General features: G+C 74.2%; 14 protein-coding genes and 1 pseudogene. 7 read left to right on the top strand and 8 right to left on the bottom strand.

All coding sequences use genetic code 11. From position 1 onward, the window contains the following. Together NWP10_RS06865 and NWP10_RS06860 are read right to left on the bottom strand one after the other, a co-directional pair. A pseudogene (locus tag NWP10_RS06865) lies at positions 1-201 on the bottom strand (hypothetical protein); the annotation flags it as partial. A gap of 8 nt (positions 202-209) precedes the next feature. Continuing rightward, positions 210-875, bottom strand: coding sequence for a hypothetical protein (locus NWP10_RS06860; protein ID WP_258300339.1), 666 nt, complete (start codon positions 873-875; stop codon positions 210-212). A 338-nt stretch (positions 876-1,213) separates the two neighbouring features. Here NWP10_RS06860 and NWP10_RS06855 point away from each other — a divergent pair, with 338 nt between their 5' ends. From NWP10_RS06855 to NWP10_RS06840, 4 genes are all read left to right on the top strand, one after another. Next, on the top strand, positions 1,214-1,765 hold the full coding sequence (locus NWP10_RS06855) for a YceI family protein (RefSeq protein WP_258300338.1): 552 nt from the start codon (positions 1,214-1,216) through the stop codon (positions 1,763-1,765). 102 nt (positions 1,766-1,867) lie between these two features. Further along, positions 1,868-2,593 carry a dienelactone hydrolase family protein gene (locus NWP10_RS06850; RefSeq protein WP_158493178.1) on the top strand — a complete coding sequence of 242 codons (726 nt, stop codon included), beginning with the start codon at positions 1,868-1,870 and terminating at the stop codon, positions 2,591-2,593. Further along, a complete protein-coding gene (locus NWP10_RS06845) occupies positions 2,551-3,579 on the top strand; it encodes a hypothetical protein (RefSeq protein ID WP_258300337.1) in 1,029 nt (342 codons plus the stop codon). The genes NWP10_RS06850 and NWP10_RS06845 overlap by 43 nt, the downstream gene beginning before the upstream one ends. 57 nt (positions 3,580-3,636) lie before the next feature. Next, positions 3,637-4,506, top strand: coding sequence for a CPBP family intramembrane glutamic endopeptidase (locus tag NWP10_RS06840; RefSeq protein ID WP_258300336.1), 870 nt, complete (start codon positions 3,637-3,639; stop codon positions 4,504-4,506). Positions 4,507-4,625: 119 nt separating this feature from the next. On the opposite strand, the gene NWP10_RS06835 is transcribed toward NWP10_RS06840, so the two are convergent. Next, positions 4,626-5,963, bottom strand: coding sequence for a uracil-xanthine permease family protein (locus tag NWP10_RS06835; RefSeq protein ID WP_258300335.1), 1,338 nt, complete (start codon positions 5,961-5,963; stop codon positions 4,626-4,628). A 127-nt stretch (positions 5,964-6,090) separates the two neighbouring features. Here NWP10_RS06835 and NWP10_RS06830 point away from each other — a divergent pair, with 127 nt between their 5' ends. Then, entirely contained in the window at positions 6,091-7,011 is a 921-nt protein-coding gene (locus NWP10_RS06830; protein ID WP_017489016.1) for a carbohydrate kinase, read from the top strand. 85 nt (positions 7,012-7,096) lie between these two features. Here the strand turns inward: NWP10_RS06830 and NWP10_RS06825 are convergent, their stop codons facing one another. Next, the gene (locus tag NWP10_RS06825) at positions 7,097-8,182 is read right to left on the bottom strand and encodes a malate dehydrogenase (protein ID WP_258300334.1); all 1,086 of its coding nucleotides are present in this window, start codon (positions 8,180-8,182) and stop codon (positions 7,097-7,099) included. A 74-nt stretch (positions 8,183-8,256) separates the two neighbouring features. On the opposite strand from NWP10_RS06825, the gene NWP10_RS06820 reads away from it, so the two are divergent. Beyond that, entirely contained in the window at positions 8,257-9,105 is an 849-nt protein-coding gene (locus NWP10_RS06820) for a Cof-type HAD-IIB family hydrolase (RefSeq protein WP_258300333.1), read from the top strand. 74 nt (positions 9,106-9,179) lie between these two features. Here the strand turns inward: NWP10_RS06820 and NWP10_RS06815 are convergent, their stop codons facing one another. From NWP10_RS06815 to NWP10_RS06805, 3 genes are read right to left on the bottom strand one after another with little or no spacing between them, the layout of a single operon-like run. After that, positions 9,180-10,253: a low specificity L-threonine aldolase gene (locus NWP10_RS06815; RefSeq protein ID WP_258300332.1), complete on the bottom strand. Its 1,074-nt coding sequence runs from the start codon at positions 10,251-10,253 to the stop codon at positions 9,180-9,182. A gap of 1 nt (position 10,254) precedes the next feature. Further along, entirely contained in the window at positions 10,255-10,932 is a 678-nt protein-coding gene (locus NWP10_RS06810) for an SDR family NAD(P)-dependent oxidoreductase (protein ID WP_258300331.1), read from the bottom strand. A 3-nt stretch (positions 10,933-10,935) separates the two neighbouring features. Continuing rightward, on the bottom strand, positions 10,936-12,405 hold the full coding sequence (locus NWP10_RS06805) for a DUF6421 family protein (RefSeq protein ID WP_258300330.1): 1,470 nt from the start codon (positions 12,403-12,405) through the stop codon (positions 10,936-10,938). Between the two features lie 120 nt (positions 12,406-12,525). On the opposite strand from NWP10_RS06805, the gene NWP10_RS06800 reads away from it, so the two are divergent. Further along, on the top strand, positions 12,526-12,987 hold the full coding sequence (locus tag NWP10_RS06800; protein WP_184172829.1) for an Lrp/AsnC family transcriptional regulator: 462 nt from the start codon (positions 12,526-12,528) through the stop codon (positions 12,985-12,987). 31 nt (positions 12,988-13,018) lie between these two features. Here NWP10_RS06800 and NWP10_RS06795 read toward each other — a convergent pair. Beyond that, a partial coding sequence (locus NWP10_RS06795) for a VOC family protein (RefSeq protein WP_309137711.1) occupies positions 13,019-13,250 on the bottom strand: 232 nt, incomplete at its 5' end.

Genomic DNA, 13,250 nt, shown 5'->3' with positions numbered 1-13,250 from the left:
CGACCCGCGTAAGCTCGTCGGCAGCGTCAGGTGTGTATAAGGGACAGGCCCCGGCGCGGCCGGGAGGAGGAGGGCCCACAGCGGCCGGGCGACGCCCGAGCCGCCCCAGTCCGGCAGGGCGGCCGTGGCCGCCAGGGTCAGGACGAGGCAGGCCGCCGCCGGTGCGGGCGAGGCCGGCGATGAAGAGGTCGCGGAGGTCATGGTCGGGCTCACTTCAGGGGGTTGCAGAGGCAGTAGGTGAAGTAGGTGGCCACGGCCGCGGCCACGAGGCTCTCGCGGGAGCCCATCCGGTGGACGTTGGCGCGGATGTTCTTGACGATCTCACGGTCGCACGAGCAGGCGAAGTAGCCGCGGGCGCCGTAGCACCGGTCGTGGGTGCGGCAGATCGAGTCGAGGACGTCGATCGGCGTTCCGCCGCCGTGGCCGGGCCCGCACCAGTTGCCCCAGACGGGAAGGCTGAGCTTCGCCTGCGCGTGGGGCCCGGAGGAGGCGGGGCCGGCCATCTGGTTCATCACGGCCCCGAGGTCGAGGACGTCCGCCGAGGCGCCGTCCACGGCGGCGGCCGCTGCGTCGAAGCGGAGGACGCCGTCCGCCCCGCGGGACAGGTAGGCGCCCGCCTCGGCGATCCGCGCGTCCAGCTCGCGGACGGCGGCGACGCGCGGAAGTCGCGGCGTCGAGGCGGCGGTGGCCGTCGTCGACGGTGCGTGCGCGACGGCGGCCGACTGCGCCGCGGTGTCGGCCGGCTGCGCGGCGGCCGGCTGCACGGCGGATCCGAGCAGCAGCACGACCCCGCCGGCGGCGACGAGGCCGCGCAGCCCCCGGAGGGGTCGACCCCGCCGCGGCGAGGGGGAGGACGGGGACGGTCGGTGGGGCATGACGGGTTCCTGACGTGGAGGGGCGCGGCCGCGGATCGGGCCGCCACACAGGACGTTAGGGACGCCGCGTCGCCGGCAGGAGAGACCTGGGTCGGGTCCCCGTGCGACGTTCGTCGGAACGGTCCCGGCCCACGGCGACGGCCGGGACCCGCCGCCGGATGGTGACTTTCATCACTCTTTGCAATTTCAAGCAGTTTCCGCTGGACGACCCCGAGGGTTAATGCTTGAATCGATGCTGAGACCGGAGGCCACGGACCGGACGCCTGGAGACCAGGCCGGACCCCGCCCCCCGGACGCAGCACGGAACCACCCGAAACCTCTCCCCGAAGGAGCACCCCATGGCTCAGATCACCACCGGCACCTGGAACCTCGACCCCGCCCACTCCGACGTCGACTTCGTGGTCCGCCACGCCGGCATCTCCAAGGTCCGCGGCACCTTCGCGGCCGTCGAGGGCACGCTCGTCGTCGCCGAGGACTTCAACGCCTCCTCCGTCGAGGTGACCGTGGACGTCGCCTCGATCAACACCAAGAACGAGGGCCGCGACCAGCACCTGCGCTCCGGCGACTTCTTCGACGTCGAGCAGTTCCCCACCATGACCTTCCGCTCCACCGAGGTCCGCGGCGCCGCCGAGGAGTTCACCCTGGTCGGCGAGCTGACCCTGCACGGCGTCACCCGCACCGTGGAGCTCGAGGCCGAGCTCGGCGGCCAGGACGTGGACCCCTTCGGCACCACCCGCGTGGGCTTCGAGGCTAAGGGCGAGATCTCCCGCAAGGACTTCGGCCTCACCTGGAACGCCGCCACCGAGGCCGGCGGCGTGCTGGTCTCCGACAAGGTGAAGCTCGAGATCGGCGCCGCCTTCGTGCTGCCCGAGGCCGACGTCCAGGCCTGAGCCTGAGCGCCGCACAGACCGCTGTGCAACCGTCTGACTGAGACGCATCCCCCGGACCGGGCCCCTCGATGAGGGGCCCGGTCTGCTCGTAGTGTGGGGCCCATGATGGCTTCGAAGACCCCGCACCAGAACACGACGTTCGACCTGCCCTCCAAGGACGCCTCCCACGACGGCGACCAGGTGGGCCACGGCTACCTCGCCCTGCCCGAGTCCGGCTCCGGGCCCGCGGTGATCGTGATCCAGGAGTGGTGGGGCCTCGTGGACCACATCAAGGACGTCTGCGACCGGCTCGCGGCCGAGGGCTTCGTGGCCCTCGCCCCGGACCTCTACGGCGGCTGGATCGCCCACGACGGCGACGAGGCCGGCGAGATGATGCAGAAGCTGCCCGCCGAGGAGGGCGCCCGCCAGCTGGCCGGCGCCGTGGACTGGCTGCTGGCCCGCGAGGAGGTCACCTCCACGACCGTCGGCGCGATCGGCTTCTGCATGGGCGGCGGCTTCGTGCTGGCCCTGGCCGCCCAGCAGGGCGAGAAGGTCTCCGCGGCCGTGCCGTTCTACGGCGTCGGCCAGGGCGTGCCCGGCGATTTCGCGGGCGTGAAGGCCGCGATCCAGGGCCACTACGGCGAGCAGGACTCGATGTTCTCCGTCGAGGACGCCAAGAAGCAGGAGCAGCAGATCCGGGACGAGTCCGGGGCCGAGGTCGAGTACTTCTACTACGACGCCCCCCACGCCTTCCACAACGACGACGACCCGCAGGGCAACTACCGCCCCGAGGCGGCCGCCCTCGCGTGGGGCCGCGCCGTGGCCTTCCTGAAGGAGAAGGTCCGCTGAGCGGCGCACGAGGCGGACGCGGCGCAGGACGCCAGCGCGCCAGCCGGGGCGGGCCCGCCCGCTCCACCCGCACGGGCGGCCGCGCCGGAGCCAAGGGCGGCGGTCCCCAGCGGGCCGGGTCCGGCTCCCGCGCCGGGGGCGAGGGCCGCCGTCGTGCCCCGAGCGCGCCCGCGGACCTGGCCGCGCCCCCCGAGACCCTGTTCCTGGCCACCATCCCCGGGGCGACGCCGTCCACGTGGGTGGACCGGTTCACCACCCGGCAGCGCGTGGTGCAGCTCGTGAACCACGACGAGGCCTCCCAGCTGGCCCACCTGGCCCACGACGACGCCGGGATGCCGCGGCACCCCCTGCCGCAGCTGGGCTACGTGCGGCGCCGCCGCGACGTCGAGGCCGAGGAGATGCTGCGCGCCGCCGGCGTGGACCCGCGGCGCGTGCACCTCGTGGGCGTGTACGCCGAGCTGCCCGTGGTGTGCGTGGGCAGGGACCACCTGCTGGCCGCGTGGGACGCCGAGGCGGACGGTCCCGTGCCGCTCGCCGAGCTCGACCCGGAGGAGGAGCTGGACCCCGCCCGGTTCGCCGCGGCGCCCGTCGAGGATCCTCTCGACTCCGCCGAGCTGCCCGGCGCGGGCGAGCGGATGGCCCTGGAGATCGCCGCGTCCGGGGCGGGCCACGTGGTGCTGCCCATGTCCGTGGCGCGCATGTTCGGGCGCAAGGACGTGGTGGTGCTCCCGCTGGCCTCCGCCCTGGACGACACCGTGGGCATGTCCCGCGCCGACCGCGAGGCCGCCGCGACGCGCGCCGAGGTCGAGGCGGACGCCGGGGATGCCGGGACGGCCGCCGCCGGTCCGGGGGAGGCGGAGGACGACGACGCCGCCCGCCACCCCGGCTGGGACGTCGCCCTGGCCTGGCTCAAGGAGGCCGACTCCGAGCTCGTGCAGTCCTTCGTGGGCGTGGCCCGCGGTCGGCGGGGCAACAGCTCCCGCTGACCGGGCCCGCCGCCTTGCAGGGGTGGAGAGGACGTCGACGTCGCCTAGAGTACGGCCGTGAAGGAAACCGCCGCTCCGGCACCCTCGAGCCTCTCCCGCCTCGTCCTCGTCGTCTGTGCGGCGCTCTGGGCGGCGGCGGTGGGGGCTGTCGTCGTGACGCACCCGCAGGGGATTCCCGTCTCCGCGGATGCGAGCGCGCCGGTGCTCCCGCTGGGGCAGGCGCTGCTGCCGCCCGCCGTCGGGATGGCGCTGGTGCTCCTGCTGCCCCTGCGGCGGACCGCGCAGCCGGCGCTCGTGGAGGAGCCGCGCGCGTTCCGGCGGAGCACCTGGTTCCTGCTGGGGACGGCGGTCCTGATGATCGTGCTCGGCCCCCTGGGCGTGGACTCGACGGACTTCGTCCTGGTCAAGGCGCTCACGTTCCTGATCCTGCCGGCGATCGTCCTGCGCTTCCTGTGGCAGGGCGGCGTGAGGGTCAGGATCGCGAGGGGTGCCTGGCGCTGGTGGGCCCCGCTGGTCGTGGTGGCGGTATGGACCTGGCTCGCCCAGGCGGCGCCGTGGGTGGAGCCGGCCGACTTCTCCGGGACGGATGTGGAGTTCCTGATCGTGGCGGCCGTCGTCACCGCCGTCACTGCCGGCGTGGGCGAGGAGCTGTTCTATCGGCGTTGGCTGCAGACCCGGCTCGAGGCGGGTCTCGGCCCCGCCGCCGGCATCCTCGCCACGAGCATCCTCTTCGCGCTCATGCACACGGGCACGCACGGGATCGCAGACCTGCCGATGGACCTCGCCGTGCTCGTCGCCGTGCAGGGCACCATGGGCCTGTTCCTGGGCCTGCTGTGGTGGCGGTACCGGAACATCGCGGCCAACATCGTGCTCCACCTGATCGTGAACGGCTGGCCCGTGGTCGCCTATCTGCTCAGCCTGGGCTGAGACCTGCCCGCTTCACCACGCCCGGCAACCTTGACGAGTCCCGCACAGTTGGGGTCAAACGCCCGGTTTAAGCCCAACTGTGCGGGACTCGTCGCGTGGATGGCCGGCCGCCTGGGCGGTCAGCCCAGGCGGCCGGCCTCGGAGGCCTCGTAGGCGTCGTCGTCCTCGGAGACCGGCTCGGTGTCGCGCACCCGCGCGATCGCGATCATCAGGTGGTACACCACGAGCGCGGCGATCGTGCCGAGTGTGATGCCGCCGAACACGAGCCCGCCGAGCACCAGCTGCGGGTCGGCGATCGCGATGATCAGGCCGGCGCCGGCCGTCATGAGGTTGATGGTGTTGGAGAAGTCCACGCGGTTCTGCACCCAGATGCGCACGCCCATCACGCCGATCATCCCGTAGAGGATGATGCCGGCGCCGCCGGCCACCCCGGCGGGGATCGTGGCGACGGCGGCCCCGAACTTCGGCAGGAACGCGAGGGCGATCGCGGTGAGGCCGGCCACCCAGTACGCCGCCGTCGAGTAGACGCGCGAGGAGGCCATCACGCCGATGTTCTCCGCGTATGTGGTGGTGCCCACGCCGCCGCCGAGGCCGGAGAGGGTGGTGGACAGGCCGTCGGCGATCAGCGCGCGGCCCGTGAGCGGGTCCAGGTCCCGCTTGGTCATGAGGCCCACGGTGCGCACGTGCCCGATGTTCTCCGCCACGAGCACCAGCACCACCGGCAGGAACAGCGGCAGCAGGTTCCAGTGCAGCTCCGGGGCGTGGAACGGCGGCAGGCCCAGCCAGCCGGCCTCGCCCACGGCGGTGAAGTCCACCTGGCCCTGGGCCAGGGCGAGCAGGTACCCGACGACGATGCCCACCAGGATGGACAGGCGCCCCAGCAGGCCGCGGAACAGCACGGCGGTGAGCACGATGGCCAGGGCGGTGCCGAAGGTGGTCAGCGGCACCTCCTGCATGGCCGTGGTGGTGGCGCCGGCGAGGTTGAGGCCGATCAGCGCGACGATCGTGCCCATCACCGCCGGCGGCATCAGGGCGTGGATCCACCCCGTGCCCGCCCGGTGGACGATGAGGCCGATGACCGCCAGCAGCATGCCGGTGACCAGGACGCCGCCGAGCGCCGCGCCCACGCCGCCGGCCGTCGTCGCCGCCGTGATGGGGGCGATGAACGCGAACGAGCTGCCCAGATAGGAGGGCAGCCGGTTGCCGGTGAGCAGCAGGAAGAGCAGGGTGCCGACGCCGGAGAACAGCAGCGCCGTCGTCGCCGGCATGCCGGTCAGCGCGGGCACGAGCACGGTGGCGCCGAACATGGCCATGACGTGCTGGACGCCGATGCCGACGGTCCGCGGCCAGCTCAGCCGCTCGTCGGGGGCGACAACGGTGCCGGAGGTGATGGTGCGGCCGTCGCCGTGGAGACGCCAGCCGAAGCCGGGGGCGGGGCGGGAGGGGGATGAGGACACGGTCGCCTGCCAGGGGTAGGGAAACGAGGGCGGTGGACGCTTCAAGGGGCAACGGGAATGCTCCGTCCGGCCCCGGTTCCGCGACGGTGATTAGGGTACCGTGGGGCGTGTGGCTCAGTACTTTGGTGTGATCGGAGAGGCGCTCGTCGACGTCGTGGTCTCGGACACCGCGACCCCCCGCGTGCATGTCGGGGGCAGCCCCCTGAACGTGGCCGTGGGCCTGAGCCGCCTGGGCCGTCCCGTCCTCTTCGCCGGCCGCTTCGGCCGGGACGAGCACGGGGACATGATCGCCTCCCATCTGCGGGACAACGGCGTGCGCTGCCTCCTGGAGCAGGACGCCGCCCCCACCTCGCAGGCCACCGCGCGCCTGGACCCCACGGGCGCCGCCAGCTACGAGTTCGAGCTGGACTGGACCCTGCCGCCGGCCGAGGAGCTCGCCGAGGAGTTCGCCGCGGCCGCGGGCGGGCGCCTGCGCCACATGCACGCCGGCTCGATCGCCACCATGCTCGCCCCGGGCGACGCCGACGTGATGTCCCTGCTCGAGCGGATCTCCGCGGACACCACCATCAGCTACGACCCCAACGTGCGCCCCAGCATCGTCCCGGACCGGGCGTTCGCCCGCGCCCGCGCCGAGGAGTCCGTGCGCCTGGCGGACGTGGTGCACGCCTCGGACGAGGACGTCGCCTGGCTGTACCCGGCCCGCCCGCTGGTCGAGACCCTGCAGGCGTGGCAGCGGATGGGCCCCGCGCTCGTGGTGATGACGCGCGGCGCCGAGGACATCGTGGCCGTCACGCGGGACGGCGTGGTGGAGCGGCCGATCGTCCCCGTGGACGTGGCGGACACCGTGGGCGCCGGCGACTCCTTCACCGCCGCCCTCCTGGCCGCCCTCGACGACCGCTCCCTGCTCGGCGCCGAGAACCGGGAGCGCCTGCACGCCATGGACCCCGCGGACGTGGAGTCCGTGCTGATCTACGCCTCCCGCGCCTCGGCCATCACGGCCTCGCGCCCCGGCGCCGACCCGCCCACGCGGGACGAGCTCGCGGACTGAGGTCCGCTCCGGCCCGGGCCGGGACGACGTCGGCCCTCGGCTCGGCGTGCCCGCCCCGGCCCGGCGCAGCCCGGCTCCGCCAGGCTCAGAGCAGGCCGAGCCCGCGCACCGCGTCCCGCTCGGCCTCGAGCTCGGCGATCGTGGCAGCCAGCCGCCCGCCCGTCCCCGGCAGCAGCGACTCGTCCGGGGCCAGGCCCGGGACGATCCGCCACGCGGCGCCGCCGTCCGAGGTCACGGGGAACGAGCTGATCAGCCCCTCGGGCACCCCGTAGGAGCCGTCCGAGACCACGGCGGCGGAGGTCCAGCGCGGGCCCGCGTCCGTCCCGGCGCCCGGCCTGGTGCCGCCCGCAGCCGTGTCCGCCCCCGCGCCCGTCCCGAGGGTCCAGTCGCGCATGTGGTCGACGGCCGCGCTCGCGGCCGAGGCCGCCGAGGAGGCCCCGCGCACCTCGATGATCTCCGCGCCGCGCTTCGCCACCCGGGGCACGAACTCCTCGGCCGCCCACGCCGGGTCCACGACCTCGAGCGCCGGCCGCCAGCCGCCGTCCACGCGCACGCGGGCGTGGGTCAGGTCCGGGAACTGGGTGGCCGAGTGGTTGCCCCAGATCGTGACGCCGTCCACGTCCGTCACCGCGACGCCGGCCCGCGCGGCCAGCTGCGCCACAGCCCGGTTGTGGTCCAGGCGGGTGAGGGCGGTGAACCGCTCGGCGGGCACGTCCGGGGCGTGGGCGGCGGCGATCAGCGCGTTGGTGTTGGCCGGGTTGCCCACGACGACGACGCGCACGTCGTCCGCCGCGTGGTCGTTGATCGCCCGGCCCTGGGGGCCGAAGATCCCGCCGTTGGCCTCAAGCAGGTCCCCGCGCTCCATGCCCTTCGTGCGCGGGCGCGCGCCGACGAGCATCGCGTGCTGGACGCCGTCGAACGCGACCGCGGGGTCGTCCGTGACCTCCACCTCCGCGAGCAGGGGGAACGCGGCGTCGGCGAGCTCCATGGCCGTGCCCTCCGCGGCGCGCAGCGCGGCGGGGATCTCCAGCAGGCGCAGCCGGACGGGGGTGTCCGGACCGAGCATGCCGCCGGCGGCGATGCGGAACAGCAGGGCGTAGCCGATGTTCCCGGCGGCGCCGGTGACGGTCACGGTGCGGGGGGCGCGCGAGGGCGCGGAAACGGTGTTCACCCGCCCATCGTGCCCGCGCACGCCCGCGAAGAACAGCCCGGCCCGGCGTCGGGCCCGCACCTAGACTGGAGCGCATGCCCGCCCTGCCCCTGCCTCCGCGCCGCCCGCGGATGATCGCCACCGACCTGGACGGCACGATCATCGGCTACCGGCACACCCGCTCGGGGTACCTGAGCCCGCGCACGGTCGCGGCGCTGCAGGAGGCGCACGAGACCGGCGTCGAGGTGGTGTTCGTGACCGGCCGGCCCCTGCGCTGGCTGGGCGCCCTGAGCGAGCAGCTCGGGCAGGTGGGCCCCGTGATCTGCTCCAACGGCGCCGTGGTGGTGGACACCGCCACGGACGAGGTCCTGCTGCACCACCCGATGGACCGGGACGCCGTGTGGGACGCCGTCGGCCGGCTGCGCGCCCTGGACCGCTCCGCCGCCTTCGGCGCCGAGACCCTGGATGGCTTCTTCTGGGAGTCCGCGTTCTCCGAGCGGGGCGAGCTGGAGGAGGGCTTCCGCACCGCCCAGCGGCTCGAGGGCGTGCTGCCCGGCCACGTGGACGTGGTGAAGCTGATGGCCCGCTCCTCCACCATGGACCCGGACGTCTTCCTCGCCGCCGCGCGCGAGGAGCTCGGCGCGCTGCTCAACGCCACCCACTCGGCGCCCGGGGTGTCCCTCGTGGAGATGGCCGCCCCCGGCGTGCACAAGGCGGCCACGCTGGCCGAGTTCGCGGCCCGGCGCGGCGTGGACGCGCGGGATGTGGTGGCGTTCGGGGACATGCCCAACGACACGGAGATGCTCGCCTGGGCGGGCCTCGGCCTGGCCGTGGCCTCGGGGCACGAGTCCCTGCTCGCGGTCGCGGACGCCGTGGTCGGCGAGTGCGACGACGACGGCGTCGCCCAGGCCATCGAGCGCCTCCTGGAGCTGCCCGCCGAGTGAGGCGACGGCCGCCCGCGAGGCGAGCGGCCGTCGTCGTCCGGCGGCTCAGGCCGGCCGGCCGGGGTGCCGGGGCGTCAGTCGGCCGGGGCGAGCTCGGCGCGCAGCGCCGCCATGAACGCGTCCACGTCCTCCTCGGCGGTGTCGAAGCTGCACACCCAGCGGACCTCGCCCTTGGCCTCGTCCCAGTCGTAGAACCGGAACGAGCGGCGCAGCCGGTCGGCCACCCCCGCGGGCAGCGTGGCGAACACCGCGTTCACCTGCGCCCGCTGGGTCAGGGCGACCCCGGGCAGCGAGCCGTCCGCGATGCCGGCGGCGACGGCGTCCTGCAGGCGCTGCGCCATCGCGTTGGCGTGGCGCGCGGTGCGCAGGTGCAGGTCCCCGTCGAACAGGGCGAGCAGCTGCGCGGAGACGAAGCGCATCTTCGAGGCCAGCTGCATTTGGCTCTTGCGCAGGTACGTCATGCCCGTGGTCGCGGCGGGGTTCAGGGCCACCACGGCCTCGGCGCCGAGCGCGCCGTTCTTGGTGCCGCCGAGGGAGAGCACGTCCACGCCGACGTCGGTGGTGAACGCCCGCAGCGGCAGGTCCAGGGCGGCCGCGGCGTTGGCCAGGCGCGCCCCGTCCAGGAACACGGTCATGCCGCGGGCGTGCGCGTGCTCGGTGATGGCCCGGATCTCCTCCGGGGTGTAGAGCGTGCCCAGCTCGGTGGACTGGGTGATCGCGACGACGAGGGGCTGGGCCCGGTGCTCGTCGCCCCAGCCCCACGCCTGGACATCGATCAGCTCGGGGGTGAGCTTGCCGTCCGGGGTGGGCACGGTCAGCAGCTTGATCCCGGCCGACTTCTCCGGGGCGCCGCCCTCGTCCACGTGGATGTGCGCGGTGTCCGCGCAGATCACGGCGCCCCAGCGCGGGAGCATGGACTGCAGCGCGACGACGTTGGCGCCCGTCCCGTTGAACATCGGCCACACCTGCGCGTCCTCGCCGAAGTGGCCGCGGACCACCTCCGCCAGGCGCGCCGTGTACGCGTCCTCGCCGTACGCCGTCTGGTGGCCGCCGTTGGCCTCGGCGATCGCGGCGAGCACCTCCGGGTGGACGCCCGAGTAGTTGTCCGAGGCGAAGCCCCGGGAGGCCGGGTCGTGGATCTGCTGCATGTCAGGCGGTCTCCTTCTCCTGGACGGCCAGGATCGAGTCGTTGAGCTGGGCCGCGTCGGCGGACCACAGGCGGACGAACTGCTCCGCGAGCCGGTCCTCCAGCCCGGCGAGGGACTTCACCCGCAGCACCACGGCCGCGCCGCGCAGCTCCGTGCCGGCGTCGCGGGCGGCCTTGGCCCAGCCCTGCGCCACGGCGCGGGTCCAGGCTTCCGAGGCGGCCTTCACCGCGGCGTAGGCGGCCCCGCCGGCCAGGGGGCGGGCGACCGACGTGGACGAGACGATCGCCAGCCGGCCCGCCGAGGACGCCCGCAGGTCGTCGTCGAGGGCGCGGCTCACGTGCCGCAGCGCGGTGAGGGAGGACTCCAGGGCACGGTAGTCCTCCTCGGACTGCCCCGCGAGCCCGCCGCCGCCGCGCCAGCCGCCCACGAGGTGCAGCAGGCCGTCCACGCGGACCCCGCGGGCGTGCAGGTCCTCGACGAGGCCGCGCACGGCCGCCTCGTCGGTGAGGTCCAGGGCCGCGGTCTGGGCGCCGAGGGCGGCCAGCGGCGCCAGCCGCTCCGGGCTGCGGCCCGTGGCGACCACGTCCGCGCCGGCGGCCAGGAGGGCGCGCGCGGCCGCGAGCCCGGAGGCGCTCGTGGCGCCGGAGATCAGGACGGTGCGTCCGGTCAGCGTCCCCACGGCTCAGGCGTCCGCGGCGCGGATGCCGGCGGTGGACTCGATGACCCCGCGCAGCTTCTTGTCCAGCGCCTCGAAGAACATGGACAGCGGGAACTCGTCGTCGAGCACGAGGTCCGTCATCTCCTTCGGCGGGCCGGCCAGCACCTCGCGGGGCAGGCCCTGGGCCCACACGGAGGCGGGATGCGGGGCCACCACGGAGGCGACGAGCTCGTAGGCCTTGAGCCAGTGCACCGTCTTGGGGCGGTCGATGGACTCCCAGTAGAGGCGGTCGATCGCGTCGCCGAGCTCCACGACGGCCTCGGCCAGGCGGTCCCAGTCGATCGTGAGCTTCACGTCCCGCCACTGGACCACGTGCCGGCGGTGCAGCCACGCGAAGAGCAGCTGGCCGCCCAGGCCGTCGTAGTTGCGCACGCGGGAGCCGGTGAGGGCGAAGCGGAAGACGCGGTCGAAGAGCACCGCGTACTGGACCAGCTTCGCGTGGCGCAGGGTCTGCGCCTCGACGGCCGTCAGCTCCCCACCGGCCGCGGCGCGGGCGGAGAGCTCGCGCTCGATCCGGACCGACTCGCGGAACGCGGTGAGGTCGCAGCGCATCTCCTCGAGCGTGTAGAGGAAGAACGGCATGCGCTGCTTGATCATGAACGGGTCGAAGGGCAGGTCGCCGCGCATGTGCGTGCGGTCGTGAATGAGGTCCCACATCACGAACGTCTGCTCGGCCAGGTCCTGGTCCGCGACGAGCTCCGCCGCGTCCTGGGGCAGGTCCAGGCGGGTGATCTCGGCGGCCGCGGCCACCACGCGCCGGAAGCGGGCCGCCTCGCGGTCCTGGAAGATGGCGCCCCACGTGAACGTGGGGATCTCGCGCATCGCCACGGTCTCCGGGAAGAGGACCGCCGAGTTGGTCTCGTAGCCCGGGGTGAAGTCGAGCAGGCGCAGGGAGAGGAAGAGCCGGTTGCCGTAGTCCCCGGCCTCGAGCTCCGCGATGAACTCCGGCCAGATGGCCTCCACCAGCAGCGCCTCGACGTGCCGGGACGACGAGCCGTTCTGCGTGTACATGGGGAACACCACGAGGTGGCGGATGCCGTCCACGCGGTGCTCCTGCGGCTGGAAGGCCACGAGGGAGTCCAGGAAGTCCGGCACGCCGAAGCCGCCGTCCCGCCAGCGCGCGAAGTCGCGGGGCAGCGCGGCGAGGTAGGCGGCGTCGTGCGGGAACAGCGGGGCCAGCTCGGCGACGGCGGCCGTGATCGTCTCGACGTGGCCGCCGGCGGCGGGGCGGTCGGCGGGGTCCGGGACCGAGCCGTCCTTGGCCTGCAGGCCCTGGAGGGCGGTGGCGGCGGCCTTCAGGCGCAGCCAGGCCGGGTGGGAGACGACGTCGGCGGCCGCGGCGAGGCCGGGAGCCTCGGCGACGTCGGCGCGCACGTCCTCGAGGACCTCCGGCTCGCCGATGACGGCCTGCGGGGGGTGCAGGGAAGTGGACATGGTCGCCTCCTGTCGCGCTCTGGGCGGAGAATTTCCGGTGACGGGTGTCACTGCCAGAAGAATCCACGGCGGGATGGGGTGGTGTCAAACAGGGCGACCGCGCCTGCTAGCGTTCCGCGCATGGACGACCCCGTGGACGCACGCCTGGCCGCCGAGGTCTCCCGCGACCCGCGCGCCACCCTGGCCCAGCTCTCGGAACGGGTGGGGCTCTCCGCCTCCGCCGTGCAGGCGCGCCTGCGCAAGCTCGAGTCCACGGGCGTGATCACCGGCTACCAGGCGATCCTCGACCCCGAGGCCGTGGGCAAGCCGCTCGCCGCGTTCATCGAGATCACCCCGCTGGACCCCCGCCAGCCCGACGACGCCCCCGCGCTGCTCGAGCCCATCGCCGCGATCGAGGCCTGCCACTCCGTGGCCGGGGATGCCGCCTACATGCTGTTCGTGCGCGTGGGCTCGCCCCGGGAGCTCGAGGCCCTCGTCAGCGAGATCCGGCACACCGCCTCCGTGAACACGCGGACCACCGTGGTGCTGCAGACGTTCTACGAGCACCGGCCGATGCTGCCGCTGCCGGACGCGGGGGAGTGACGCCGGGGGCCTGACCCCGGGCACCGGGCCGTCAGGCCTGGCAGAGGCAGAAGAGGTGGCCCGCCGGGTCGGTGAAGACCACCCAGGAGCCGTCCTCGGCCGGCTGGACCGGGTGCCGGCGGGCGCCTGCGGCCTCGGGCGTGTTGCTAAAGGGTTCGGGGACGTGGATGCGCGAGTCTAGGGTCATGTCGCGTGATGTCATCTCGGACGAGGTCTGGGCCGTGATCGGCCCGCTGCTCCCCGCGCCGAAGTCCACCGGTCGG

This window comes from Micrococcus sp. HG099 (assembly GCF_024723355.1).
Classification (GTDB): Bacteria; Actinomycetota; Actinomycetes; order Actinomycetales; family Micrococcaceae; genus Micrococcus; species Micrococcus endophyticus.
The sequence above is the reverse complement of the archived record's forward strand: the minus strand, read 5'-3'. Positions and strand labels throughout refer to the sequence as shown.